The organism is Pseudomonas sp. 3-2, assembly GCF_019710535.1.
Lineage (GTDB): Bacteria > Pseudomonadota > Gammaproteobacteria > Pseudomonadales > Pseudomonadaceae > Aquipseudomonas > Aquipseudomonas pharyngis.
Window position 1 is genome coordinate 2204086 of the sequence record NZ_CP081200.1, and the last position, 25983, is coordinate 2230068.

Sequence of the window (25983 nt, forward strand, 5' to 3'; positions counted from 1 at the left end):
TGTGGGCGCAGGAAAATCGTCGCGGGGTTTGCCGCTGGTTTCCCGGCTCTTTACAATCCGCGCCGACAAGGCCGGCACTTCCTATCTTCCACCGGCCCCGGAGCCTTTCTTCATGGACGAAATAGAACAGCGCTGGTTGTATGCGCTTTCTGCGCCTTTGGTCGCCCTGAATCCCGATGCCGATTACACCGCGCCCACCTATTGCTTCGACCTCAAGCACGTCGATGTCGAAGGCGGGTGGGGCATTACCACGCGCCCGCAACTGTTGGACATGTTGCGCACGGCTGACAACGGGCACGCCACACAGTTGAACGAAGCCTATCGTCAATGGGAACGCTGCCTGCCTTCCGAGTGGCAAGCGCTGATCGAAACACTCGACAGCCGGCAACGGGCTTTTTACGAATTGGCCAGCCGTACGTTCGGAGAGTGCGGCTCCGGCGGCATTCGCGCCTGGGATATCGGGCGTATGGGGTTTCTGCTGCGCTCCGCAGTGCTGCACGGCTGGATCGACCTGACCGAAAGCCTCTGGTTGCACGGTCGCATGGCGGCGCGTGCGCGGTATTACTACGACAGTTGGACCAGTTATCTGAACGGTTTTGTCATCGGCAAAGCCTTTTGGCATTGCCTCGGCAACAAGGATGAGGAACTGGCTCACGAGTACGACCGGCAGGGTGATTACATCGGCACGACGGTGGTGATCAGGAAGCTGGATCGCGACGCTCGCGATTTTTTTGCACAATTGCCTTGGGACATGCCCCTGCATCTGCCGGAACGCCCTGAGTCTCTAGGGGAGTTCGACTGGTCATGAGCTGCTGGATTCGCTTGGGTATCGAGCCCACCAAAGACAATGAAGCCATTCGTGGCGCCTATCGCGCGCGTTTGCCACAGCACCATCCGGAAACGGACCCTGAAGGTTTCCAGGCATTGCGCGAGGCCTATGAAATCGCCTTGCGCTTTGCCCGAGAAGATGAGCCCGAGGCAGATGCACCGGCTGCCGCCGAGCTGACTGCCGGCGATCAGCTGTTGAGCGGCTTTGATGCGTTGCTCAATGATTCTGCGCGCCGATTCGCTCCTGCGGCGTGGCAGGTCTTCATTTTTGAGCTGGATCAAGTGCCGCTTGAGGTTTTGGATGAGGTTTGCTGGCCTTTGCTGCGCGAGTTGCTCGATGCAGGGCCTATTTCCCACGTCTGCGCACGCTTGCTCGCCCAACGCATGGGCTGGGCGAGTCGGATGCTCGATCTGGATTTCGAAAATGCCCGGCATGTCGACGAATTTTTGCAGCGTATCGAGGCGGCGGATCCTTTCGATACATCGTTGATGAGCGAATGGCCAGTCGTCGCGCAACTGGAAACGCTATGGTTTTTGCGTACGCTGAATCATCTGCACCGTAATGCGTCACTGGATGATTACCGTCATTTCGCCAACCTTCACACCTGCGTACCGCTACCGCCGGACGACGGTTTGCTGCAGCGTCTGGCCATCCAGTTCAGTCAGGCCGGCATTGCCAGCAAAGGCTTTCTCGAAATCATCAACGAGCAGCATCGGCTTGCGCCGATGGATGTTGACTGGCTCTATCTGCTGGCGTGCCAGCGCAGCGCCTTGGGCATGGAAGAATTGGCGCTGCAGGCTTGGGTGCGTCTCTGGCGAGAGCATCAGCACCCGAAAGCCGCAGACTGGCTCCTGGCCCTGTGCGCGCGTCATCAACCCCAGCGTTTGCCGTTGTTGATTCAGGCCTTTGATCGCCTCGAGAATTTCCGCGACTGGTCCGATGACCTGGGTGATGTCACCCAGGAATACGGCAGCCCTTCGCAGCGTCCGGAAACACTGGGTCGCTGGTTTCGCGCCCGACAGCTTGAGCTGCATGACATTGCCGATGCCTTCGTCGAATGGCGCATCAGTGGTGATGAATTACCGTTACTGGCATCTCTGATCGTCGCCAGCGATGACCCGCGACTGCAGACGCTGTACCAGTACGCCTGGGCGCTGCACCGGGGTGACGTTCCATTGCTGCAACAAATCATGGAGGCGCCGCAGGCTTCGGACATTCTTGAACAACTGGTGTTGGAAGGCTTCAAGTATCAGGCCGACCAGCAAATCTGCTGGTTGACCCAGGCACCGATTCCGCTGGCACTGAAAGCATTTCTGGCGAGCAATTCAGCGCAACCGGTACTTGAGCCGGTGTTGCAGAAGGGCAAACCGCTGGCGCTTTGTCTGCTGTGGATGCGTCGCCTGCGAGCCTACGACGCTCGTTTGTTGGCCCGACTGGATGAGGCATTCGGCCTCGGCAAGCAAGGCGCGCTGCTCGACGGACTGAAGTTGCAGGCACAACTCGCCGGGCAGGGCATGTTGCTTCCCGCTATCGATGGTCGTTGCGATGTGTGGGAATGGCATCGTCAGGCCCTGTATCTGCTGGCGACGCTCGACCAGCCGGTGCGCTGGCTGGGCGCGCAGTCGGCGCATTGCGTCGACTCGATGAATATAGAGCGGGAGCATCCTCTGGCCCGTTTGCAACCGTTGCTCTGCCGGTTGAATCGCGAACAGGGCAGTGCCAGCGGTCTGCTCGGGTGGTTGCAAGCGGCAGATCCGGTGCATGCCATGCTTGCCCGTCAGCTGTTGAGCGCTCAAGAGGCGCTCGACAGTGCGCGGTTGCTGAGCAACGACCGCTTGTTCGAGTGCATGCGCAGCGATATCAAGGCGTTCGATGACGATTTGCTCGGGCGCATGCTGCTGGGGGGCGTGCTGTATCACGATCCTCTGCTGGATGCCCAACAGCGAAAATACCTGCTCGACAGGATTACCGAGGTCGTCAATCCACAGGACTGGTTCGATGGTTTCCGCCACGGTTTGATCAAGGGTGAGCCGCCGCATCCACCTTCAGCGCTTCTGGAGGAAGAAGGGATCAACAGTGATGCTTTCGGCCTGGCCGTGGATGTGCTCAAGGGATTGGTGCGTTACGGCAGTGCCGGTGTGCCGCGGCAGAAAATGCTGCTGCGCATGCAACGAGCCAAGGACAATCCCGAGAATGGCCTCGGTCTGCGTTTTGCCTTCAGCGCACTGTTGTCGTGGAGTGAGCGTTTGTTGCAGGCCAAAAGCGACACCCGCCCGACGCCGGCTTCAGCGTTCTGGCGTTTGGGCTCGCGGTTGGGGCGAGGCGCATTCATCTGGCAGGTCATTGGCGCTGTGTTGATCACACCTTTGGCGGCGTTGCTCAGCGGTACGCCGCTGGCCGGAATCATCGTGATGTTGTTGGGCGCAACGTTCCTGCTCGGCGCGATTTTGCGTCGTCTGCATGATATGGGGCGAGGGATTCCCACCTTGCTGATCATCGCAGTGTTGTCGCCGGTACTGCCTTTCTTGCCGCTGATATTGTTCGGATTTCCCGGTGACACTTTGCCCAATCGGTACGGCGTGCCACCGGACAGCGTCGGTGAAGACACACTGCCCGGCGGTTTGCAGGCCACGCTGCGACGGCTGAACGGTTAGAGGCGAAGTTGATCCAGAGCCTTGTTGAGTTGTGACCGGTGGCTGGCAATCTCTTCCGATTGCTGGCTGCCGAGCACGGTGGTGAACGTGTCCAGCCAGTCGGCAATGCGTTCGCGTTCGTCCCCCAGGCTTTGCGTCCACGCACGCTCCAGCCGGGCCAGTAGCGTCCGGTTTGGAAGGGCGTCTCGGGGGTGGATTTTCAGGGTGGCGAGTCGCTCGTGACTGTTTTGTCGCGATTGTTCGTCGAGCCCGGTCGGGCTTCGATCAATGCTGTGGCTGTGACGTTCACCGCTGTCCAGCAAGTTGACGTCAACCTCGAGCAATCCGTTGATGTCGTAGCTGAAACGCACATCCAGAGCCTGGATCTGTTCGCTCGCCGTTACCGGTACGTCGAAAGCATCAATGAAAATGTTATCGCGCACCCAAGGGCGTTCGCCCTGGTAGACCGCGATGCGAATGGTCTCCTGCTGTGGATGCGTGGTGTAAAAGCGTTGCACCCTGGATGTTGGAATAATGGTATTACGCTCGATGATCGGTGAAAAAGCGCCGCTGATACCTTCACCACGGTTGGTCGAAATTCCCAGTGTGTAAGGGCAGACATCGGTCAGGATCAGTTCTTCAACCGCACCGTCCCGCGCCTTGCACGCCGCTTGCGTCGCCGCACCCAGTGCGACAATCGTGTCCGGATCGAGGTGTCGATAAGGCAGGCGTCCGAACAGCGTGGCCACCATTTGCTGCACCGCTGGCATCCGGGTGGCACCGCCTACCAACACCAGGCTGTCGAGATCTCGGGGTTTGAGGCGGGCATCACGCAGGGCTTGCTCGATCGGTGCGCGCAAACGGGCCAGAAGTGGTTCCCAGATCTTTACGGCGCCGCTTTCGTCCAGCGACCATTCATACGAACTGTCCCCATTGCGCCAGTTCAGGCTTTGAGTACCTTCGGAGAGCTTGCACTTGAGCTGTTCAAGGTTGTCGCAAAGGCTGGCGAGATTCTGGGCTTCAATGTGCGCCGGGGTGAGCTGCCACGCCTTGAGGCATGCCTGCAGCAAGGCCTCGGTAAAGTCCTCCCCACCCAAAAAGTTGTCGCCGGTGGACGCATGCACTTCAATCAGCGGCAACGCATATTCCAGCACAGTGACATCGAACGTCCCGCCGCCCAGATCGAATATCAGCGTGCGTTCGAATTTCTGCTCGTGCAGCCCATACGCCATCGCGGCGGCGGTTGGCTCGTTGATCAGTCGGGAAACCTTCAGGCCTGCCAGTTCGGCGGCAAACAGGGTGCGTTTGCGTTGTTCGTCACTGAAATACGCCGGCACGGAAATCACCGCTTCAGCCACCGGGTGGCCGAGAAAGGCTTCGGCGTCCTGCTTGAGTGAGCCCAGCACCAGTGCCGATAACTCTTCGGGGCTGAAGGTTTTGGTGCCGAGTTCGATCTGCCGGTCGCTGCCCATGAAGCGCTTGAACGCGGCGGCTGTACGTTCCGGGTGGGTTGTCAGGCGTGCGCGTGCAGCCTTGCCTACCAGAATGGTCCCGTCTTCATCGAGGCTGACCACCGACGGGGTCAGCACCTCGCCGAGGGCGTTGGGGATCAATCGGGCCTGACCGTCCTGCCAGACGGCGATCAAACTGTTGGTGGTGCCAAGGTCAATGCCCAGCAGGGCCGGGCGGGGGAGGGATGCATCCTGCATGATCGATCTCGAAACAGCGCGAAAAAAACGCGACCCTACAGGTTGCCGCCAACCCTGGCAATTACCGGCCTGGCGACAATGCCTGTGGTAAGCGACTGCAGGTGTCTGGTCATTCCAGCAATCCTTTTAACCCTTCCAGCGGCAACGGCCGACTGTGCAAATATCCTTGATACAAATGGCAGCCCAACCCTTGCAGGAAGGCCAGCTGTTCCGGGGTTTCCACGCCTTCGGCGATCACTTCCAGCTCCAGGCTGCGGGCCATGGCGACGATGGCGCGGATGATTTCGGCGTCGTTGGGGTCGGTGGTGGCGTCGCGGATGAATGACTGATCGATCTTCAGCGTGTCCACCGGCAATCGTTTCAGGTACGTCAGCGATGAATAGCCGGTGCCGAAATCGTCCATGGCAAAACTCACGCCGAGTTTTTTCAGGCGGCGCATTTTGCTGATGGTGTCTTCCAGGTTCTGGATGACGATGCCTTCGGTGATTTCCAGTTTCAACAGCGAGCAAGGCAGGCCGTGGCTGCTCATGCTGTGCTCGATGCGCTCGACGAAGTCGTTCTGGCGGAACTGCCGGGGGCTGATGTTCACACACAGGCTGAAGGCCAGAGGATCGATCAGCTTTTCGGCGATCAATTGTTTGAAGGCTTCGCACGCCTCGTCGAGGATCCAGGTGCCGACCTCCAGAATCAGCCCGCTGTCCTCCAGCACCTTGATGAATTCGGTAGGCGATTGCGCGCCGAGTTCCGGGTGATTCCAGCGTACCAGGGCTTCGGCGCCGATGATGCGGTTGTCCTGGGCGTCGATCTGCGGTTGGTAATGCACGTCGAATTCCCCCCGGGCCAGCGCCAGACGCAGGTCGGTCTCCATGCGCAGCCGTTCGCTGGCCGCTTTCTGCATGGTGTTGTGATACATCTGCGTGGTGTTGCGCCCGGAATCCTTGGCGCGGTATAGCGCGATATCGGCGCGTTTGAGCAGATCGGTCGGGGTTGAGCCGTGATCGGGAATCAGCGCCACGCCGATGCTCGGCGTCACTTGCAGACGCTGGCCGTCGAGGAACATCGGCTCCGACAGCAACTCGCGAATGGTGTCGGCCAGCTCGCGTACTTGCGCACTGACTTCGTTGCGCGTGCCTTCCAGACCGCTGAGCAACACCACGAATTCATCGCCACCGAGCCGCGCCACGGTGTCTTCCATGCGCACGCTGGCTTCAAGCCGTGCGGTGATGATTTTCAGCACCGTGTCGCCGACCGGGTGACCCAGCGAGTCGTTGATGTGCTTGAAGTGATCCAGATCGAGAAACAGCAGCGCACCGCGCAGGTTGTGACGCTTGAGCAGGGCGATCTGCTGGCTCAGGCGATCCATCAGCAGCGCGCGGTTGGGCAGGTTGGTCAGCGGGTCGTGATAGGCCAGATGGCGGATCTGCGCTTCGGCGTTCTTCAGCAGGCTGACGTCCCGGGCGGTGAGCAGCAGGCAGGCGGTTTCGTTGAGGGTGATCGGCTCGACCGAGACCTCCACCGTCAGGATCTCGCCGCGCTTGTTGCGCCCGAGCATTTCCTGATGGTGCACGCGGCCCTTGATCTGTAGCTCGGCCAGCAGTGCCGAACGCTGTTTTTCCTCGGCCCAGATACCGACCTGATACACGGTTTTGCCCACCACTTCGTCGGCGCGATAGCCGGTGAGGCGGCAGAAGCCGTCGTTGACCTCCAGATAGCGCCCGGTGTCGCGTTCGGTGATGGTGATCGCGTCGGGACTGGAGTGAAACGCCTTGGCGAATTTCTCTTCGCTGGCTTTGAGCGCCGCTTCCGAGCGCTGTTGCTGGGTGATGTCGCGCAGCGTGGTGACGATGCACGGCTGGTTACCGACGCTGATCTGGCGGCTGGAAATCACGCAGGTCAGCGACTGGCCGTCCTTGTGCTGGACGATGATCGCGACGTTGCTCAGGCCCTGTTCGCGGATCACCCGTTCGATGCGTTGCAGGCTTTTCGCCGAGGCGTCCCACAGGCCGATTTCTTCGGCGGTGTGGCCGATCACATCGCTGGCACTCCAGCCGAAGGTCTGGGAAAAGCTGGAGTTGATCTCGATGAATTCCCCGGTTTCCTGGCGCGTGACGCAGATCGGGTCGGGGCTGACCTGGAACAGCGTGGCGAATTTCTCTTCCGAAGCCACCAACCGTTGTTCGCGCTCGACCTGATCGGTGATGTCCAGCAGGGTGCCGGCCATCCGCAGCGGTACGCCGTTGTCGTCGCGATAGAGGCGGGCGCGGCTTTCCAGATAGCGCGAGCTGCCGTCCGGCAGTTGCACGCGGTAAGTCAGCTGGTAATTGCCCGCCGGGCCTTCGCGCAGGCTGCGATAGGCATCGCGCATGCTGTCGCGTTCTTCGCCGGGGACGCCTTCGAAGAATTCTTCGAACGATTCATGGAACGGTTTCGGCTCCAGGCCGTGCAATTGCGCCGCCCGGGCCGAGCCGTAGAGCATGCCGCTGGGAATGTGCCAGTCCCAGGTGCCGAGTTGCGCCGAATCCAGCGCCAGGTCGAGGCGTTCCTGGCTGTCTTTCAGGGCATGTTCGGCGGCTTTTCGTTCGGTAGTGTCGAGAAAAGTGCTGAGCAGGTAAGGCTGGCCTTCGAGTTCGACCTTTTGCGCGCTGAGGATGCCGTCGTGGATCTGGCCGTTGCTGGCGCGGAACTGCACCTCCATGCTGACCAGTTCACCCTTGGCCTTGGTTTTCTTGACCAGCTCCGCCCGTTGCTCGGGATGCACCCACAGGCCCAGTTCCAGGGTGGTGCGCCCGATGGCGCTTTGTACCGGCCAGCCGAACAGGCTTTCGAAATACTGGTTGGCCTCGCTGATCAGGCCGTCTTCCTGGCGGGTCAGCAGCACCATGTTCGGACATAGATGAAACAGTGTCGCAAAACGTTTCTCCGAACTGCTGAGCGCCTGTTCCCGTTGCCGCTGGTGGGTGATTTCGCGGATCACCCCGATCATTCGGGGTCGACCGTGTTTGTCGGGGAGCAGGCTGCCGTTGATTTCCAGCCAGTGCAGGCTGCCGTCGGGCCAGCGGATGCGATGGTGCATCGCCTGTTCCAGCGGAGCGCCGGCAATCACCGCGTGGAAGGCGCGGATGGTTTTCGCCCGGTCTTCCGGTGGCAGCAGGTCGAGATATTCCAGGTCTTCGGGCAGCGGTTGCCGAGGATCAAAGCCGAACAAGGCCTGGGTGCCCCGCGACCAACTGATCTGCCCGCGCTCGATGTCCCAGTACCAGGCGCCGAGCCGGGCACCGTTGAGCGCCGCGAGCAATTGCGGCGCGCTCTCCCAGCTCTGCTCGGATCGCCGTGGATCAATGGCCTGAATACGCGGCATCGGCGGAATACGGTCAACAGATTTCGGCATTGTTAAGGGGCCTTGAGCTGATTTGGGCGTTTGGCACAGGGGCGGCAGCTCTATAGGAGTAGCACAAGTTAGCCGAGAGTCCCTGGCAGATCGATTTGAGCGTCCAGCAGGGCCATAAACGCCCGTGCAGCATTCGACAGCGTCCTTTCAGTGTGCAGGATATAGCCTAGCTGGCGACTGAGCTGTATGCCCGGTAAAGGTATGCGCGCCACCTGTTCATCGAGCATCGTGCGCGGCAAAACGCTCCAGGCCAGGCCGATCGACACCATCATCTTGATGGTTTCCAGGTAGTTGGTGCTCATGGCGATGTTCGGCGTCAGGCCCTGAGCCTCGAACAGCCGCTGCACAATATGGTGGGTAAAAGTGTTGCCGCCGGGGAAAACCGCCGGATGACCGGCAATGTCCGCCAATGTGACGGCGCCGTTGCTGATCAATGAATGTTCCGGGGCCACCACGAAATCCAGCGGGTCATCCCAGACTGGCGTGGCCTTGACCAGCGTATGCGGCTCCGGCGCCAGGGTGATGACTGCCAGTTCTGCCCGGCCATGGAGAATTTCCTCGTAGGCCACTTCCGAATCGAGGAACTGAATATCCAGCGCCACCTGTGGGTAGCGGCGAGTGTATTCCCTCAATAAGGGCGGCAGACGGTGCAGGCCGATGTGGTGACTGGTGGCCAGGGTCAGGCGGCCGGTGACTTCGCCGGTCAGGTTGGTCAGGGCGCGGCGCGTGTCGTCCAGCACGTTGAGAATCTGATAAGCCCGTGGCAGCAGAGCCCGGCCGGCCTCGGTCAGGCCCACTTCACGACCGAGGCGGTCGAACAGCCGCACATTCAATTGCTGCTCCAATCCGGCGATGCGTTTGCTGATGGCCGGTTGTGTCAGGTGCAGCCGTTCGCCGGCACTGGAGAAGCTTCCAGTCTCGGCAATCGCGATAAAAGCATTGAGGTTGGCCAGGTCCATGTTCGTATTCCAGTTGGTTATCCAAAGCATAAAAAATATGAATTTGAGTTATTTAATCTAACCCCATAGGATCGGCCTCACAAGCCAAAGGGTTATTGATAAGCCCAGGGCATAGAAACAAGCTGATGAGGAACCGTCTGATGGCCGGCAAAACGCTCTACGACAAGCTCTGGGATTCGCATTTGGTCAAGCAGCGCGACGATGGCTCGGCGCTGATCTATATCGATCGTCACATCATCCACGAAGTGACCTCGCCGCAAGCCTTCGAAGGCCTGCGTCTGGCCGGGCGCAAGCCGTGGCGCATCGATGCCAACATCGCCACCCCGGACCACAACGTACCGACCACCCCGGAGCGCAAGGGCGGCATCGAAGCCATTGCCGACCAGGTCTCGCGTTTGCAGGTTCAGACCCTCGACGACAACTGCGATGAATACGGCATCGTCGAATTCAAGATGAACGACGTGCGTCAGGGCATCGTTCACGTGATCAGCCCGGAGCAGGGCGCGACCTTGCCGGGCATGACCGTGGTCTGCGGCGACTCGCACACCTCGACCCACGGCGCGTTCGGCGCTTTGGCTCACGGGATCGGCACTTCCGAGGTCGAGCACGTGCTCGCCACCCAGTGCCTGGTCGCCAAGAAAATGAAGAACATGCTGGTGCGCGTCGAAGGCCAGTTGCCGTTCGGCGTGACCGCCAAGGACATCGTTCTCGCGGTGATCGGCAAGATCGGCACCGCTGGCGGTAACGGCCATGCGATCGAGTTCGCCGGTAGCGCGATCCGCGATCTGTCGATCGAAGGCCGCATGACCATCTGCAACATGTCCATCGAAGCCGGCGCCCGCGTGGGTCTGGTGGCGGCGGACCAGAAGACTGTGGATTACGTCAAGGGTCGTCCGTTCGCACCGAAAGGCGCCGAGTGGGATTTGGCTGTCGAGTCCTGGAAAGACCTGGTGTCCGACGCCGACGCGCATTTCGACACCGTGGTCGAGCTCGACGCCACGCAGATCAAGCCGCAAGTCAGCTGGGGCACATCGCCGGAAATGGTGCTGGCCGTTGATCAGAAAGTGCCGGACCCGGCTAAAGAGATGGATCTGGTCAAACGCGACTCTATCGTCCGTGCATTGAAATACATGGGTTTGACCGCCAATCAGGCAATCACCGACATCCAGCTCGACCGCGTATTCATCGGTTCCTGCACCAACTCGCGGATCGAAGACTTGCGCGCTGCGGCGGTGATCGCCAAGGGTCGCAAGGTTGCGTCGACCATCAAGCAGGCCATCGTGGTGCCGGGCTCGGGTCTGGTGAAGGCCCAGGCCGAGGCCGAAGGTCTGGACAAGATCTTCCTCGAAGCCGGTTTCGAATGGCGCGAGCCGGGTTGCTCGATGTGCCTGGCGATGAACCCGGACCGTCTGGAGTCCGGCGAGCATTGCGCCTCGACCTCCAACCGTAACTTCGAAGGCCGTCAGGGCGCCGGTGGCCGTACCCACCTCGTCAGCCCGGCCATGGCCGCTGCGGCGGCGGTGAACGGTCGTTTCATCGACGTTCGTGAATTGATCTAAAGGAGCGCAGCATGAAAGCTTTTACCCAGCACACTGGTCTCGTCGCGCCTCTGGATCGTGCCAACGTCGATACCGATCAGATCATTCCGAAGCAGTTTCTGAAGTCGATCAAGCGCACCGGTTTCGGCCCGAACCTGTTCGACGAATGGCGTTACCTCGATGTGGGGCAGCCGTATCAGGACAACTCCAAGCGTCCGCTGAACAAGGAATTCGTGCTCAACGCCGAGCGCTATCAAGGCGCCAGCGTGTTGCTGGCCCGCGAAAACTTCGGTTGCGGTTCCAGCCGTGAGCACGCGCCGTGGGCGCTGGAAGAGTACGGTTTCCGCAGCATCATCGCGCCGAGCTATGCCGACATCTTCTTTAACAACAGCTTCAAGAACGGTTTGCTGCCGATCATCCTGAGCGACGCCGAAGTCGACGAGCTGTTCAAACAGGTCGAGGCCGCGCCGGGCTATCAGTTGCAGATCGATCTGCACGAGCAGACCGTGACCAGCCCGAACGGCAAGGTCTACCGCTTCGAGATCGACGCCTTCCGCAAACACTGCCTGCTCAATGGCCTGGACGACATCGGCCTGACCCTGCAGGACGGCGATGCGATTGCCGCGTTTGAAGCCAAGCATCGCGCGAGCCAGCCGTGGTTGTTCCGCGACGCGTGAGATTGATGTAGTCAGGGCTGGCCCCATCGCGGGCAAGCCCGCTCCCACAGGTTTTGTGAACGCTGCATTTACTGTGGGAGCTGGCTTGCCAGCGATGAGGCCGGCAAAGGCAGCGCAAGACTTGACCCAGAAAAGGACGTACCCATGACCAGCACCGCCCACAGTCAGGTTGTACAGAAGCAGTTCGGTGAACAGGCCGCCGCCTACCTGAGCAGCGCCGTTCACGCTCAAGGCACTGAATTTGCGCTGCTGCAGGCTGAACTGGCGGGGCAGGGCGAGGCTCGGGTGCTGGACTTGGGTTGCGGCGCCGGGCACGTGAGTTTTCACGTCGCCCCGTTGGTGAAGGAAGTGGTGGCCTACGACCTGTCGCAACAGATGCTCGACGTGGTTGCCGCCGCGGCCGTTGATCGCGGCTTGAGCAATGTGTCCACGGTCAACGGCGCCGCCGAGCACCTGCCGTTCGCCGATGGCGAATTCGACTTCGTGTTCAGCCGCTATTCGGCGCACCATTGGAGCGATCTCGGTGTGGCCTTGCGCGAAGTGCGCCGGGTGCTGAAACCGGGTGGCGTGGCGGCGTTCATCGATGTGCTGTCGCCGGGCAGTCCGCTGTTCGACACCTATTTGCAGAGCGTCGAAGTGCTGCGCGACACCAGCCATGTGCGCGATTATTCGGCCGGTGAGTGGTTGCGCCAGGTCAGCGAGGCCGGTTTGCACACCCGCAGCACTACGCGTCAGCGCCTGCGTCTGGAGTACAACAGCTGGGTCGAGCGCATGCGCACACCCGAAGTGATGCGCGTCGCGATCCGCCAGTTGCAGCAATCGATGGGCAACGAAGTGCGCGAATATTTTGAGATTGAGGCCGATGGTTCGTTCAGTACAGATGTACTGGTGCTCTGGGCCGAAAAGTAAGTTTCGAACGACAAGCATTTTTCCCGGCGCGCCCGTCGACGGCGCACCGACTGAAGACACGAGGAAAGCATGAGCAAGCAGATTCTGATTCTCCCAGGCGACGGTATTGGTCCGGAAATCATGGCCGAAGCGGTCAAGGTGCTGGAGTTGGCCAACGACAAGTACAGCCTGGGCTTCGAGCTGAGCCATGACGTGATCGGTGGCGCCGCCATCGACAAGCACGGCGTGCCGCTGGCCGACGAAACCCTCGATCGCGCCCGTGCCGCCGACGCGGTGCTGCTGGGCGCCGTCGGCGGCCCGAAATGGGACACCATCGAGCGTGACATCCGCCCTGAGCGCGGTCTGCTGAAAATCCGTGCGCAATTGGGCCTGTTCGGCAACCTGCGCCCGGCGATCCTGTACCCGCAACTGGCCGAGGCTTCGAGCCTGAAGCCGGAAATCGTTGCCGGCCTGGACATCCTGATCGTCCGTGAGCTGACCGGCGGCATCTACTTCGGCGCACCGCGCGGCACCCGCACCCTGGAAAACGGCGAGCGCCAGTCCTACGACACGCTGCCGTACAGCGAAAGCGAAATCCGCCGCATCGCCCGCGTCGGTTTCGACATGGCCCGCGTGCGTGGCAAGAAACTGTGCTCGGTGGACAAGGCCAACGTGCTGGCGTCCAGCCAACTGTGGCGTGAAGTGGTCGAGCAGGTGGCCAAGGATTACCCGGACGTCGAGCTGAGCCACATGTACGTCGACAACGCCGCCATGCAACTGGTGCGTGCGCCGAAGCAGTTCGACGTGATCGTCACCGACAACATGTTCGGCGACATCCTGTCCGACGAAGCGTCGATGCTCACCGGCTCCATCGGCATGCTGCCGTCGGCCTCGCTGGATGCCAACAACAAGGGCATGTACGAGCCTTGCCACGGCTCGGCACCGGACATCGCCGGCAAAGGCATTGCCAACCCGCTGGCGACCATCCTGTCGGTGTCGATGATGCTGCGTTACAGCTTCAATCTGCACGAAGCCGCCGACGCCATCGAGAAAGCGGTCAGCGTGGTGCTGGATAAGGGTCTGCGCACCGGCGACATCTTTTCGACCGGTTGCACTAAAGTCGGTACGCAGGAAATGGGTGACGCAGTAGTCGCCGCGCTGCGGAATCTGTAATCTCTCGGGCCCGCTGCGAAATTCAATACAAAGCAGCGGCCCACTTTTCAAGAAGGTGTAGTTGCGATGAAACGTGTAGGTCTGATCGGTTGGCGCGGCATGGTCGGTTCCGTGCTCATGCAGCGGATGCTGGAAGAGCAGGATTTCGATCTTATCGAGCCGGTGTTTTTCACCACTTCCAATGTCGGTGGCCAAGGCCCGTCCGTGGGCAAGGACATTGCTCCGCTCAAGGACGCTTACAGCATTGAAGAGCTGAAAACCCTCGACGTGATCCTGACCTGCCAGGGCGGCGACTACACCAGCGAAGTATTCCCGAAGCTGCGCGAAGCCGGCTGGCAGGGTTACTGGATCGACGCGGCCTCGAGCCTGCGGATGAACGACGACGCCGTTATCATCCTCGATCCGGTCAACCGCAAGGTCATCGACCAGCAGCTCGACGCAGGCACCAAGAACTACATCGGCGGCAACTGCACCGTCAGCCTGATGCTGATGGGCCTGGGCGGTCTGTTCGAAGCCGGTCTGGTCGAGTGGATGAGCGCCATGACCTATCAGGCGGCGTCTGGTGCCGGTGCACAGAACATGCGTGAACTGATCAAGCAGATGGGCGCGACCCACGCCGCTGTCGCCGATCAACTGGCTGATCCGGCCAGCGCGATCCTCGACATCGACCGCCGTGTGGCCGAAGCCATGCGCAGCGACGCATACCCGACCGAAAACTTCGGCGTACCGCTGGCCGGCAGCCTGATCCCGTGGATCGACAAGGAACTGCCGAACGGCCAGAGCCGCGAAGAGTGGAAGGCCCAGGCCGAGACCAACAAGATCCTCGGTCGCTTCAAGAGCCCGATCCCGGTCGACGGCATCTGCGTGCGCATCGGCGCCATGCGTTGCCACAGCCAGGCGCTGACCATCAAGCTGAACAAGGACGTGCCGATCGCCGACATCGAAGGGCTGATCAGCCAGCACAACCCTTGGGTCAAGCTGGTGCCGAACAACCGTGAAATCAGCATGCAGGAGCTGAGCCCGACGAAAGTCACCGGCACCCTGAACGTACCGGTCGGTCGTCTGCGCAAGCTGAACATGGGTTCGCAGTTCGTCGGTGCCTTCACCGTCGGCGACCAACTGCTGTGGGGCGCGGCCGAACCGCTGCGTCGCATGCTGCGGATCCTGCTTGAGCGTTGATCGCTTGATGCAATGAAAGAACCCGCGCCTTGCAAGAGGCGCGGGTTTTTTTGTACCTGTTGATCGTTCCCATGCTCTGCGTGGGAATGCAGCCATGGACGCTCCGCGTCCGCTCTTCGCGGCGGGCGCGAATTGCCTGCGTGCGACTCACCCGGTAAAGTGCCGCTCCCCCCGTTTCGCCAGAGGTAGCAACATGACCCAGACCCTTGATATTGCCGTGATCGGCGCCACCGGTACTGTCGGCGAAACCCTTGTGCAGATCCTCGAAGAACGCGACTTCCCGGTCGGCACGCTGCACCTGTTGGCCAGCAGCGAATCCGCCGGCAGCTCGGTGCTGTTTCGCAACAAGAACGTGCGCGTGCGTGAAGTCGACGAGTTCGATTTCAGTAAGGTCAAACTGGCGTTCTTCGCCGCCGGCCCGGCCATCACCCTGAGTTACGCCGCCCGCGCTCACGCGGCGGGTTGCTCGCTGGTCGATCTGTCCGGCGCCTTGCCGGCGGATCAGGCGCCGCAAGTGGTGCCGGAAGCCAATGCCGATGTGCTGGCCGGTTTGAAAGTGCCGTTCCAGGTCAGCAGTCCAAGCCCGTCGGCCACTACTTTGGCCGTGGTGTTGGCGCCGCTGCTCGATCTGATCGAACTGCAATACGTGCATGTCACCGCCAATCTGGCGGTTTCCGCCCAGGGCCGCGAAGCCGTGACCGAGCTGGCGCGCCAGACCGCCGAGCTGCTGAACATGCGTCCGCTGGAGCCGACATTCTTCGACCGGCAGATGGCTTTCAACCTGCTGGCCCAGGTCGGCACACCGGATGCGCAAGGTCATACGCTGCTGGAAAAACGCCTGGTGCGCGAGCTGCGTCAGGTGCTGACCAAGCCTTTATTAAAGATTTCCGCAACTTGTGTTCAAGCCCCGGTGTTTTTTGGCGATAGCTTTAGCGTGACCTTGCAGTCAGCGAGCGCGGTCGACCTGGAAAAGGTTAACGCCGCGCTTGAAGAGGCCGAGGGCATCGAGCTGGTCGAAGCCGGTGATTATCCGACCGCCGTCGGTGACGCGGTGGGGCAGGACGTGGTCTACGTCGGGCGGGTACGTGCCGGTGTCGACGAACCGTCGGAACTTAATCTGTGGCTGACGTCAGATAACGTACGCAAAGGTGCGGCCCTCAACGCCGTGCAGGTCGCCGAGTTGTTGATAAAAGACCTGCTGTAAAAGATACTTGGCAACAATTTGTCGACTGATTCTAGCCGGGCGCTATGCTTGGCCGGAGCAGTTGGCAACGTGTCACCCTCCGGGACTTTCCGGGGCATCAAAGAAATGATCGCGCGCGGCATGCTGTCGTCGTCGCGCGCAATGCCTTACGGCAGCGACTATCAACATCTTCTCGCTGGCCGAGGAACGTTCAAACAAAGGAAGAGGCTATGGTTCAAGTTCGCAAACTGGTGTTAGCAATAGCGGCCGCCTCGGCGCTGTCCTCCGGTATGGCGCATGCCCTCGGGCTCGGGGAGCTGACCCTGAAGTCGACCCTGAACCAGCCGCTGGTAGCGGAAATCGAGCTGCTCGATGTCAAGGATCTGACCGCTGCCGAAGTGGTGCCGAGCCTGGCCTCGCCGGAAGATTTCGCCAAGGCCGGCGTCGATCGCCAGGCCTTCCTCAATGATCTGACCTTCACTCCGGTGCTCAACGCCAGCGGCAAAAGCGTGCTGCGCGTGACTTCGAGCAAGCCGCTGTCGGAACCGATGGTGAAATTTCTCGTGCAGGTGATGTGGCCGAACGGCCGTCTGCTGCGTGATTACAGCGTGCTGCTGGATCCATCGAAGTTCTCGCCGCAGACCGCTGATGCCGCCGCCCAGCCTGCGCCGGCGCAAACCATCACCGCACCGACCACCGGCGCCACCCATTCGACCCACACCACCACGCCGCGCGACACCCTGTGGGAAATCGCCGCCAAGGCGCGCACCGGCGGTTCGGTGCAGCAGACCATGCTGGCGATCCAGGCCCTGAACCCGGACGCGTTCATCGGCGGCAACATCAACCGCCTGAAAACCGGTCAGGTGCTGCGTCTGCCGGACCAAGTGCAAAGCACCGCACTGCCGCAGTCCAAAGCGATTGCCGAAGTGGCCGCGCAGAACGAAGCCTGGCGTCAGGGCCGTCGTTATGTGGCCAAGCCGGGCACCGGTCAGCAGCAACTCGATGCGACCAATCGTGGCCGCGCCAATACCGGCGCTGCGCAAAACGCCAAGGACAACCTGAGCCTGGTGTCCGCCGAAAGCGCCAAGGCGCGTGGCAAGGGTCCGGCCGGCGACGCCAAGGCCCTGAGCAACAAACTGGCGGTGACCCAGGAGAGTCTCGACACCACCCGCCGTGACAACGAAGAGCTGAAAAGCCGCATGGCCGATCTGCAAAGCCAGCTGGACAAGCTGCAACGTCTGATCGAGCTGAAGAACAATCAACTGGCGAAGATGCAGGCCGAAGGTTCGGCTGCTGCTCCCGCGACCGCCGCCACTGCGCCAGTGGTGCCGGCGATCACCGCGGAACTGGCGGCCACGCCGCCGGCCACTCCGGCAGAGGCTGCTCCGGGCGCACCTGCGCCTGAAGCCGCCGCTCAGGCACCAGTCGAGCCGGTTGTCGAGCCTGTGGTTGAAACCACGCCGGCCGCCGATGACGAGAAAACCTTCAACGAACTGCTGACCAATCCGATCCTGCTGGGTCTGGTCGGTGGCGGTGCGGTGGTTCTGCTGCTCCTGCTGTTGCTGCTGGCCCGCCGCCGCAAGGCGCAGCAGGAAGCCGAAAAACACCTGCGCATGGCCCGTGCCCTGGAGGAGCAATCCTTCTCCCAGGATCTCGATCTGCCTGAAAGCAGCTTCGAAGGTCTGGAAGTACCAGCCGCCAGCGTCAAGCTGAACCCAGCCCCAGCCCCAGCCCCAGCCCCAGCCGCTGCTGCTGTAGTGGCGCCAGTCGTGATGGCCGAGCCGATCGCCGCGCCGTTGGTGGCGCCGGCCGCCGAGCGTTCCGACGACGTGCTGGACAAGGCGCAGTCGCACATCGACGGCGGTCGTCTGAATCAAGCCGCCGCGCTGCTGGAGGAGGGCGTGAGCCTGGAGCCGCAGCGCAGCGATCTGCGTCTGAAACTGATGGAAGTCTACGGTCGTCAGGGTGATCGCGATGCGTTCGTCGGTCAGGAGCGCCAACTGGTCGCCAATGGCGACAACTTCGCCAAGGTCGAAGAGCTGAAAAGCCGCTTCCCGGCCATGGCGGTCATCGCGGCCAGCGGCCTGGCGGCTGCGGCCATGGCTGCCGAGCTGGACGCGGAATACGTCAAGGAGCTGCTGCTCGACGAGCCTGAAGCGCCTGCCGCGGCAGATGCTGAACTGGACAGCGCTTTCGACCTGAGCCTCGACGATCTGGATAGCATCACGCCAGTAGAGCCTGTGGCGACTGTCGAGCCGGAAGCGCCGGTCGAGCTGGATGCGTTCCCGACTGACGACGACCTGAGCTTCGAGTCGGTGCTGCAACAGCAGACCGACATCAAGGAAAACCTCGATGACCTGTCGGATTTCGACCTGGATATGGATCTCGGTGCCGACCCTGCGCCTGCGCCGGTCGAGCTGGCAGACGATGATTTCCTGCTGGATCTGGACGAAGGCGTGAAGGATCTGCCGCTGGTCGAAGCCCCAACCGTGGCCGACGTGCCGCAGGATGATCTGGAGCTGCCAGCCGATTTCGACCTGTCCCTGGCTGACGAAATGGACGCGGCGCCCGCCGAGCCGGATGCGTTCGCCGCCGAACTGGACGACGTCAACGCCGAGCTGGATCGCCTGTCGGGCAGCATCAACGAGCCAAGCTTCACCGAGGCCGATGCCGCGCTGGGTGATGATCTGGGGGAGGATGACTTCGACTTCCTGTCCGGTACTGACGAAGCCGCGACCAAGCTCGATCTGGCGCAGGCCTACATCGACATGGGCGACAACGACGGCGCGCGCGACATCCTCAATGAGGTCATCAGTGAGGGGAACGACAAGCAGAAGAGCGAAGCGAGCGAAATGCTGTCGCATCTGGCCTGAGTCGGCATTCAGCGGTAAACAAAACGGCAGCCCATGAGGCTGCCGTTTTTGTTTGGGTCTGGTTTCCCCGTCCCGCCGCCTTATAATGCCCGCCTTTGTAGATCAGCAGGCTGTACCGACTTGGCAAACATAGATAACCCGGCCGCCGAAATGGCACCCGAAGGCTTTTTCCGCGTCGCGCTGGGCGTTGAATACAAGGGCTCGCGCTACAGCGGCTGGCAGCGCCAGTCCACCGGTGTGCTCACCGTGCAGGAAACCCTGGAAAAAGCCCTGTCGAAGGTCGCCGACTCGCCGATCTCACTGCAATGTGCCGGGCGCACCGACGCCGGTGTGCATGCCTGCGGGCAGGTGGTGCATTTCGACACCCAGGTCGACCGTTCGCTGAAAGCCTGGGTCATGGGCGCCAACATCAATCTGCCCCACGACATCAGCGTCAGTTGGGCGAAGGTCATGCCGGCGCATTTCCATGCGCGATTCAAGGCGATTGCCCGGCGCTATCGCTACGTGATCTACAACGATCAGATCCGCCCGGCGCATCTCAACGAAGAAATCACCTGGAATCACCGTCCGCTGGACGTCGAACGCATGGCCGAGGCCGCGCAGTACCTGATCGGTACCCATGATTTCAGTGCCTTCCGTGCCGGCCAGTGCCAGGCCAAATCGCCGATCAAGAAGATGCATCACCTGCGCGTGACCCGTCACGGCAAAATGATCGTTCTGGACATCCGCGCCAACGCGTTCCTGCATCACATGGTGCGCAACATCGCCGGCGTGCTGATGACCATCGGTGCCGGCGAGCGGCCGGTAGAGTGGATGAAAGAAGTGCTGGAGAGCCGCGAGCGGCGTTCCGGCGGAGTCACGGCGCATCCGTTCGGCCTGTATCTGGTGCAGGTCGAGTACCACGACGAGTTCCCGTTGCCCGAGCGTTTCATCGGGCCACATTTCCTTACGGGTTTCGCGGAACTTGACGGCTGACGCCCTCGAACGCATTTGTTACCATCCGGGACTTTCTCGGATTTGCCTTGGGGTTTTTATCGACATGTCAGCCGTTCGCAGCAAGATTTGCGGGATTACCCGCATAGAAGATGCGTTGGCAGCCGTCGAGGCCGGGGCCGATGCCATCGGTTTTGTGTTCTACGCTAAAAGTCCCCGGGCCGTGACCGTGCAGCAGGCGCGGGCGATCATCGCTGCATTGCCGCCGTTCGTGACCACGGTCGGGCTGTTCGTCAATGCCAGCCGCTGCGAGCTCGGGGAAATCCTCGATGCCGTGCCGCTGGATCTGTTGCAGTTCCACGGCGACGAAACCGCCGCCGAGTGTGAAGGCTGGCACCGGCCTTACATCAAGGCCTTGCGGGTCAAGGCGGGCGATGATATTGCCGCCGCCTGCGATGCCTACCCGAGCGCCAGTGGCGTGCTGCTCGACACTTATGTCGAAGGCGTGCCCGGCGGAACCGGCGAGGCGTTCGACTGGTCACTGATTCCGCAGGGTTTGAGCAAGCCGTTGATTCTGGCCGGCGGCCTGACGCCGGAGAACGTCGCCGATGCGGTCGCCCGGGTGCGGCCGTATGCCGTGGATGTCAGCGGCGGGGTAGAGGCGAGCAAGGGCATCAAGGATCACGCAAAGATTCGTGCATTCATCAACGCCGTACGCTGATGTGACGGCTGGCAGACTGCCGCCGTCCACAGCTCTGTAGAAAAGAGGCTGAGGGTCTTTTCGGGGTGTACGCAGGTCAGTTCCGCTGACCCGGCAGCCCGGCCGATCATCGCCACACATGAATTTAGCTGAAGGGCATACGCGGGGCCGCGAACCAGAGCGTTCGGGCCGCCGGTACTGGAGAAAGAAAGCATGAGCAACTGGTTGGTAGACAAGCTGATCCCTTCGATCATGCGTTCCGAGGTCAAGAAGAGCTCGGTCCCTGAAGGTCTGTGGCACAAATGCCCGTCCTGCGAGGCTGTGCTGTATCGTCCGGAGCTGGAAAAGACCCTGGACGTTTGCCCTAAATGCAACCACCACATGCGCATCGGCGCACGGGCGCGCATCGACATCTTCCTGGACGCCGAAGGCCGTGCCGAACTGGGTGCTGACCTGGAGCCGGTTGACCGTCTGAAATTCCGTGACGGCAAGAAGTACAAGGACCGTCTGGTCGCTGCCCAGAAGCAGACCGGCGAGAAGGACGCACTGGTTTCCATGAGCGGCACCCTGCTGGGCATGCCTGTCGTGGTTTCGGCGTTCGAATTCAGCTTCATGGGCGGTTCCATGGGCGCCATCGTCGGTGAGCGCTTCGTACGCGCCGCCAACTACGCGCTGGAAAACCGTTGCCCGATGGTCTGCTTCTCCGCCTCCGGTGGTGCGCGGATGCAGGAAGCCCTGATCTCGCTGATGCAGATGGCCAAGACTTCGGCCGTGCTGGCGCGCCTGCGCGAAGAAGGCATTCCGTTCATCTCTGTGCTGACCGATCCGGTCTACGGCGGCGTTTCCGCCAGTCTGGCGATGCTGGGCGACGTGATCGTCGGCGAGCCAAAAGCCCTGATCGGCTTCGCCGGCCCGCGCGTGATCGAGCAGACCGTGCGTGAAAAACTGCCGGAAGGCTTCCAGCGCAGCGAGTTCCTGCTGGAGCACGGCGCCATCGATTTGATCATCGATCGTCGCGAACTGCGCCCGCGTCTGGGTAACCTGCTGGCGCAACTGACCGGCAAGCCGACGCCTAAATTCGTTGCTGCGCCGATCGAGCCGATCGTCGTTCCGCCGGTGCCTGCCAACGTATGACCGAGCGCACCCTTGGCGAGTGGCTCGCCTACCTTGAACAGTTGCATCCATCGGCCATCGACATGGGGCTGGAGCGTTCGCAACAGGTAGCGTCCCGCATGGGACTGGGCCAGCCGGCGCCACGGGTGATTACGGTCACCGGCACCAACGGCAAGGGTTCGACCTGCGCTTTCGTGGCTTCCTTGCTGCGGGCGCAGGGCCTGAACGTCGGTGTCTACAATTCTCCGCACCTGCTGCGTTACAACGAGCGGGTGCAGCTCAATGGCGTCGAAGCCACTGATGCGCAGCTGTGCGAAGCCTTCGCGGCGGTCGAAGCGGGGCGCGGCGACACTTCCCTGACTTACTTCGAAATGGGCACCCTGGCGGCGTTCTGGCTGTTTCAACGGGCTGGGCTCGATGCGGTGGTGCTGGAAGTCGGGTTGGGCGGGCGTCTTGACACGGTCAACGTGGTCGATGCCGATATCGCGCTGGTCACCAGCATTGGTGTCGATCATGCCGACTATCTGGGCAATACCCGTGAATCCGTGGCCTTCGAGAAGGCCGGGATTTTCCGCCAGGGCAAACCTGCGCTGTGCGGCGATCTGAATCCTCCACAACCCTTGCTGGACAAGGCGCGCGAGCTTGCTTGCCCGTTCTTCCTGCGCGGGCGGGATTTCGACCTGGGTATCACGGATCAGTTCTGGCAGTGGCGTGGCACCGATGCTGACGGTCAGGTCGTCGAACTGCGTGATTTACCGCTGCTCGACCTGCCGATGGAGAACGCCGCGTTGGCGTTGCAGGCTTATCTGCTGCTCGGTTTGCCATGGGAGGCCGGGCAGATTGTTGCGGCGCTGCAGGCAACTCGCGTGGTCGGTCGCCTCGATCGTCGCTCCTTCGAATGGAACGGCAAACGTCTGAACCTGCTGCTGGACGTTGGCCACAACCCGCATGCGGCGGAGTATCTGGCCCGGCGTCTGGCTGCTCGTCCACCGGTCGGCAAGCGTCTGGCGGTGTTCGGCCTGCTGGCGGACAAGGATCTGGACGGTGTCATCGGTGAGTTGAATGCCAGCGTCCAGCACTGGGCGGTGGCGCCACTGGATTCGCCACGTGCGCGTCCGGTGGATGAATTGAATCAGGCATTGCAGAACCTTGGCGCCTCGGTCACGTCTTATGACAGCGTGGCGGCCGCTCTGGAAGGGCAGTGTGCAGTGGCCACCAGCGACGACGAGATCTTGCTGTTCGGATCATTTTATTGTGTCGCCGAGGCCCTCGAATGGCTGTCTCGGCGCTCCACGGAGGAAGCGGCAAATGGCTTTGCTGGATAAAGCGTACAAGCAGCGCATGGTCGGTGCCCTGGTGCTGGTGGCGCTGGCGGTGATTTTCCTGCCGATGCTGTTTTCCCGTCAGGATGAACAGCGTCAGGTGACCGTCGAGGCGCCGACCGCGCCGCAAGCGCCCGCCGTGGCGCAGATCCAGATGGAAACCGTGGCGGTGCCCGAGCCGCAGGTTCTGCCGCAAGAGCCAGTGCCAAGCGATGACGAAGTCGCCGAGCAGGCTGTGCCAACGGCGCCGATTGCTTCCTCCGCGCCAGCTCCGGCTCCGGCTCCGTCGCCGGTAGCCAAACCGGTTGCGCCGGCTCCCGCTCCCGTGGCCAAGCCAACCACGGCTCCGGCGCAGCCGATCGCTGCGCTGTCTGCCAAACCGGATACCACTCAAAGCCGCGTCGATGCCAATGGCCTGTCGGTGAGTTGGTCGGTGCAACTGGCCAGCCTGTCGAGCCGTGCCAGCGCCGAAAGCCTGCAGAAAACCCTGCGCAGCCAGGGTTACAACGCTTACATCCGTTCGGCCGATGGCAAGAACCGGGTGTTCGTCGGCCCGCTGATCGAGCGCGCCGAAGCCGATCGTCTGCGCGATCTGTTGAGCCGCCAGCAGAACCTCAAGGGGTTTGTGGTGCGCTTCCAGCCTGAGCGCGGCTGATATCTATCACTTCGATAGAAATGCACTGAAAATCGCAGCTTACCGACAGCCATGCGCTCTGCTAAAATGCGCCGCCTTATCCGTCTGTAGGCTGCACTGTGCCATTTACCTGGGTTGACTGGGCGATCGTTGCAATCATCGCCATCTCCGCTTTGATCAGTTTGAGCCGCGGCTTCGTCAAAGAAGCATTGTCGCTGGTGACCTGGATCATCGCAGGAGCTGTTGCCTGGATGTTCGGTGGCTCACTGTCCGAGTACCTCGCCGGATACATCGAAACACCGTCGGCTCGCGTGATCGCGGGCTGTGCCATCATGTTTGTCGCCACACTGATCGTGGGCGCAATGATCAATTATCTTATCGGCGAGTTGGTTCGCGTCACCGGGTTGTCCGGGACCGATCGATTCCTCGGCATGGCCTTCGGCGCTGCGCGTGGCGTGTTGCTGGTGGTCGTGGCGGTCGGGCTGTTGAGCCTGGGGCCGGTACAGCAGGACGGGTGGTGGAAAGAATCACAGCTCGTGCCAAAGTTTCTATTGGTCGCAGACTGGTCCAAGAACCTGATTCTCGGGTGGAGCAGTCAGTGGCTTGCCAGCGGAATCAGCGTACCCGCTGATATTCCGTTCAAGGAGCAACTCTTGCCGTCGGCCAAAACGCCTCAGTGAGTGTTGTTCAGTTCAGATCCATTAAGTAGGGGTTGCGTCGCATGTGTGGCATCGTCGGTATCGTCGGTAAGTCGAACGTCAATCAGGCGCTGTATGACGCGCTAACCGTGCTCCAGCACCGCGGCCAGGACGCTGCCGGTATCGTGACCAGCCATGATGGCCGGTTGTTCTTGCGCAAGGACAATGGCCTGGTGCGTGACGTGTTTCAACAGCGTCACATGCAGCGCCTGGTCGGCCACATGGGTATCGGCCACGTCCGTTACCCGACTGCCGGCAGCTCGACGTCGGCCGAGGCTCAGCCGTTCTACGTCAACTCGCCGTACGGCATCACCCTGGCGCACAACGGTAACCTGACCAACGTTGAACAGTTGGCCAAAGAGATCTACGAATCCGATCTGCGTCACGTCAACACCAGCTCCGACTCGGAAGTGCTGCTCAACGTGTTCGCTCACGAGCTGGCCCAGCGCGGCAAGCTGCAACCGACCGAAGAAGACGTGTTTGCCGCCGTGACCGACGTGCATAACCGTTGCGTCGGTGGTTACGCCGTTGTGGCGATGGTGACCGGTTACGGCATCGTTGGTTTCCGCGACCCGCACGGCATCCGCCCGATCGTGTTCGGCCAGCGTCACACCGACGAAGGCGTCGAGTACATGATCGCTTCCGAAAGCGTTTCGCTGGACGTGCTCGGTTTCACCCTGATTCGCGACCTGGCGCCGGGCGAAGCGGTCTACATCACTGAAGACGGCAAGCTGCACACCCGTCAGTGTGCGACCAACCCATCCCTGACCCCGTGCATCTTCGAACACGTCTATCTGGCGCGTCCGGATTCGATCATCGACGGCGTGTCGGTCTACAAGGCCCGTCTGCGGATGGGTGAGAAGCTGGCCGAGAAGATCCTGCGCGAGCGTCCAGAGCACGACATCGACGTGGTCATCCCGATTCCGGACACCAGCCGCACTGCCGCGCTGGAGCTGGCCAACCATCTGGGCGTGAAATTCCGCGAAGGCTTCGTCAAGAACCGCTACATCGGTCGTACCTTCATCATGCCCGGCCAGGCCGCGCGCAAGAAATCGGTACGTCAGAAGCTCAACGCCATCGAGCTGGAATTCCGCGGCAAGAACGTGATGCTGGTCGATGACTCGATCGTACGTGGCACTACCTGCAAGCAGATCATCCAGATGGCCCGCGAAGCCGGCGCGAAAAACGTCTACTTCTGCTCGGCGGCTCCGGCTGTTCGCTTCCCGAACGTGTACGGCATCGACATGCCGAGCGCTCACGAGCTGATCGCGCACAACCGTTCGACCCAGGACGTGGCTGATCTCATCGGTGCTGACTGGCTGATCTATCAGGACCTGCCTGACTTGATCGAAGCGGTCGGCGGCGGCAAGATCAAGATCGAAAACTTCGATTGCGCAGTGTTTGACGGCAAGTACGTCACCGGCGACGTCGACGAGGCTTACCTGAACAAGATCGAACAGGCACGCAACGATGCCTCGAAGGTCAAGACCCAGGCGGTCAGTGCGATCATCGATCTGTACAACAACTGAGTTTCAACCGGCCCTTAGGGGCCGG

The 25983-nt window shown here is 61.5% G+C and carries 19 protein-coding genes; 16 read left to right on the forward strand and 3 right to left on the reverse strand.

The window, feature by feature from the left end; all coding sequences use genetic code 11:
• Positions 1-28 precede the first annotated feature (28 nt).
• Positions 29-808: a DUF1266 domain-containing protein gene (locus K3819_RS10000; RefSeq protein ID WP_309475020.1), complete on the forward strand. Its 780-nt coding sequence runs from the start codon at positions 29-31 to the stop codon at positions 806-808.
• Entirely contained in the window at positions 805-3483 is a 2679-nt protein-coding gene (locus K3819_RS10005) for a DUF805 domain-containing protein (RefSeq protein ID WP_221399139.1), read from the forward strand. Before K3819_RS10000 ends, K3819_RS10005 begins: the two co-directional genes overlap by 4 nt.
• Here K3819_RS10005 and K3819_RS10010 read toward each other — a convergent pair.
• The 3 genes from K3819_RS10010 to K3819_RS10020 all read right to left on the reverse strand — a co-directional run bounded on the left by K3819_RS10010 (position 3480) and on the right by K3819_RS10020 (position 9518).
• Positions 3480-5171 carry a molecular chaperone HscC gene (locus K3819_RS10010; protein WP_221399140.1) on the reverse strand — a complete coding sequence of 564 codons (1692 nt, stop codon included), beginning with the start codon at positions 5169-5171 and terminating at the stop codon, positions 3480-3482. The genes K3819_RS10005 and K3819_RS10010 overlap by 4 nt on opposite strands.
• Before the next feature lie 109 nt (positions 5172-5280).
• Entirely contained in the window at positions 5281-8559 is a 3279-nt protein-coding gene (locus K3819_RS10015) for a bifunctional diguanylate cyclase/phosphodiesterase (RefSeq protein ID WP_039770156.1), read from the reverse strand.
• Between the two features lie 68 nt (positions 8560-8627).
• The gene (locus K3819_RS10020) at positions 8628-9518 is read right to left on the reverse strand and encodes a LysR family transcriptional regulator (RefSeq protein WP_221399141.1); all 891 of its coding nucleotides are present in this window, start codon (positions 9516-9518) and stop codon (positions 8628-8630) included.
• A 140-nt stretch (positions 9519-9658) separates the two neighbouring features.
• Between K3819_RS10020 and leuC the strand changes: the two genes are divergently transcribed.
• From leuC to purF, 14 genes are all read left to right on the forward strand, one after another.
• Positions 9659-11077, forward strand: a complete 1419-nt coding sequence (leuC, locus tag K3819_RS10025) for a 3-isopropylmalate dehydratase large subunit (protein ID WP_221399142.1) — start codon at positions 9659-9661, stop codon at positions 11075-11077.
• 11 nt (positions 11078-11088) lie between these two features.
• Entirely contained in the window at positions 11089-11733 is a 645-nt protein-coding gene (gene leuD, locus K3819_RS10030) for a 3-isopropylmalate dehydratase small subunit (protein ID WP_007956446.1), read from the forward strand.
• Positions 11734-11877: 144 nt separating this feature from the next.
• Positions 11878-12642, forward strand: a complete 765-nt coding sequence (locus tag K3819_RS10035) for a class I SAM-dependent methyltransferase (RefSeq protein ID WP_064594826.1) — start codon at positions 11878-11880, stop codon at positions 12640-12642.
• A gap of 69 nt (positions 12643-12711) precedes the next feature.
• Positions 12712-13794: a 3-isopropylmalate dehydrogenase gene (gene leuB / locus K3819_RS10040; RefSeq protein ID WP_221399143.1), complete on the forward strand. Its 1083-nt coding sequence runs from the start codon at positions 12712-12714 to the stop codon at positions 13792-13794.
• Positions 13795-13860: 66 nt separating this feature from the next.
• Positions 13861-14973, forward strand: a complete 1113-nt coding sequence (gene asd / locus K3819_RS10045) for an aspartate-semialdehyde dehydrogenase (protein ID WP_011333354.1) — start codon at positions 13861-13863, stop codon at positions 14971-14973.
• Between the two features lie 193 nt (positions 14974-15166).
• Positions 15167-16177, forward strand: coding sequence for an aspartate-semialdehyde dehydrogenase (locus K3819_RS10050; RefSeq protein ID WP_085648992.1), 1011 nt, complete (start codon positions 15167-15169; stop codon positions 16175-16177).
• A gap of 209 nt (positions 16178-16386) precedes the next feature.
• Positions 16387-19029 carry a FimV/HubP family polar landmark protein gene (locus tag K3819_RS10055; RefSeq protein ID WP_221399144.1) on the forward strand — a complete coding sequence of 881 codons (2643 nt, stop codon included), beginning with the start codon at positions 16387-16389 and terminating at the stop codon, positions 19027-19029.
• 150 nt (positions 19030-19179) lie between these two features.
• A complete protein-coding gene (truA, locus tag K3819_RS10060) occupies positions 19180-20004 on the forward strand; it encodes a tRNA pseudouridine(38-40) synthase TruA (protein ID WP_039771597.1) in 825 nt (274 codons plus the stop codon).
• Between the two features lie 64 nt (positions 20005-20068).
• A complete protein-coding gene (locus tag K3819_RS10065; RefSeq protein ID WP_039771595.1) occupies positions 20069-20683 on the forward strand; it encodes a phosphoribosylanthranilate isomerase in 615 nt (204 codons plus the stop codon).
• Between the two features lie 192 nt (positions 20684-20875).
• On the forward strand, positions 20876-21796 hold the full coding sequence (accD, locus tag K3819_RS10070) for an acetyl-CoA carboxylase, carboxyltransferase subunit beta (protein WP_064378840.1): 921 nt from the start codon (positions 20876-20878) through the stop codon (positions 21794-21796).
• Positions 21793-23100, forward strand: a complete 1308-nt coding sequence (gene folC, locus K3819_RS10075) for a bifunctional tetrahydrofolate synthase/dihydrofolate synthase (protein WP_085612811.1) — start codon at positions 21793-21795, stop codon at positions 23098-23100. Before accD ends, folC begins: the two co-directional genes overlap by 4 nt.
• Positions 23084-23752 (forward strand): SPOR domain-containing protein, encoded by a 669-nt coding sequence (locus K3819_RS10080; protein WP_221399145.1) that lies wholly within the window; start codon positions 23084-23086, stop codon positions 23750-23752. The genes folC and K3819_RS10080 overlap by 17 nt, the downstream gene beginning before the upstream one ends.
• Before the next feature lie 98 nt (positions 23753-23850).
• Entirely contained in the window at positions 23851-24411 is a 561-nt protein-coding gene (locus tag K3819_RS10085; protein ID WP_039771589.1) for a CvpA family protein, read from the forward strand.
• 41 nt (positions 24412-24452) lie between these two features.
• The gene (gene purF / locus K3819_RS10090) at positions 24453-25958 is read left to right on the forward strand and encodes an amidophosphoribosyltransferase (protein WP_007956466.1); all 1506 of its coding nucleotides are present in this window, start codon (positions 24453-24455) and stop codon (positions 25956-25958) included.
• The last annotated feature ends 25 nt before the right edge of the window (positions 25959-25983 follow it).

Coding starts and splice junctions, on each gene's coding strand:
- K3819_RS10005 (WP_221399139.1), top strand. CDS start 805: ATGAGCTGCTGGATTCGCTTGGGTATCGAGCCCACCAAAGACAATGAA.
- K3819_RS10010 (WP_221399140.1), bottom strand. CDS start 5,171: ATGCAGGATGCATCCCTCCCCCGCCCGGCCCTGCTGGGCATTGACCTT.
- K3819_RS10015 (WP_039770156.1), bottom strand. CDS start 8,559: ATGCCGAAATCTGTTGACCGTATTCCGCCGATGCCGCGTATTCAGGCC.
- K3819_RS10020 (WP_221399141.1), bottom strand. CDS start 9,518: ATGGACCTGGCCAACCTCAATGCTTTTATCGCGATTGCCGAGACTGGA.
- leuC (WP_221399142.1), top strand. CDS start 9,659: ATGGCCGGCAAAACGCTCTACGACAAGCTCTGGGATTCGCATTTGGTC.
- leuD (WP_007956446.1), top strand. CDS start 11,089: ATGAAAGCTTTTACCCAGCACACTGGTCTCGTCGCGCCTCTGGATCGT.
- K3819_RS10035 (WP_064594826.1), top strand. CDS start 11,878: ATGACCAGCACCGCCCACAGTCAGGTTGTACAGAAGCAGTTCGGTGAA.
- leuB (WP_221399143.1), top strand. CDS start 12,712: ATGAGCAAGCAGATTCTGATTCTCCCAGGCGACGGTATTGGTCCGGAA.
- asd (WP_011333354.1), top strand. CDS start 13,861: ATGAAACGTGTAGGTCTGATCGGTTGGCGCGGCATGGTCGGTTCCGTG.
- K3819_RS10050 (WP_085648992.1), top strand. CDS start 15,167: ATGACCCAGACCCTTGATATTGCCGTGATCGGCGCCACCGGTACTGTC.
- K3819_RS10055 (WP_221399144.1), top strand. CDS start 16,387: ATGGTTCAAGTTCGCAAACTGGTGTTAGCAATAGCGGCCGCCTCGGCG.
- truA (WP_039771597.1), top strand. CDS start 19,180: ATGGCACCCGAAGGCTTTTTCCGCGTCGCGCTGGGCGTTGAATACAAG.
- K3819_RS10065 (WP_039771595.1), top strand. CDS start 20,069: ATGTCAGCCGTTCGCAGCAAGATTTGCGGGATTACCCGCATAGAAGAT.
- accD (WP_064378840.1), top strand. CDS start 20,876: ATGAGCAACTGGTTGGTAGACAAGCTGATCCCTTCGATCATGCGTTCC.
- folC (WP_085612811.1), top strand. CDS start 21,793: ATGACCGAGCGCACCCTTGGCGAGTGGCTCGCCTACCTTGAACAGTTG.
- K3819_RS10080 (WP_221399145.1), top strand. CDS start 23,084: ATGGCTTTGCTGGATAAAGCGTACAAGCAGCGCATGGTCGGTGCCCTG.
- purF (WP_007956466.1), top strand. CDS start 24,453: ATGTGTGGCATCGTCGGTATCGTCGGTAAGTCGAACGTCAATCAGGCG.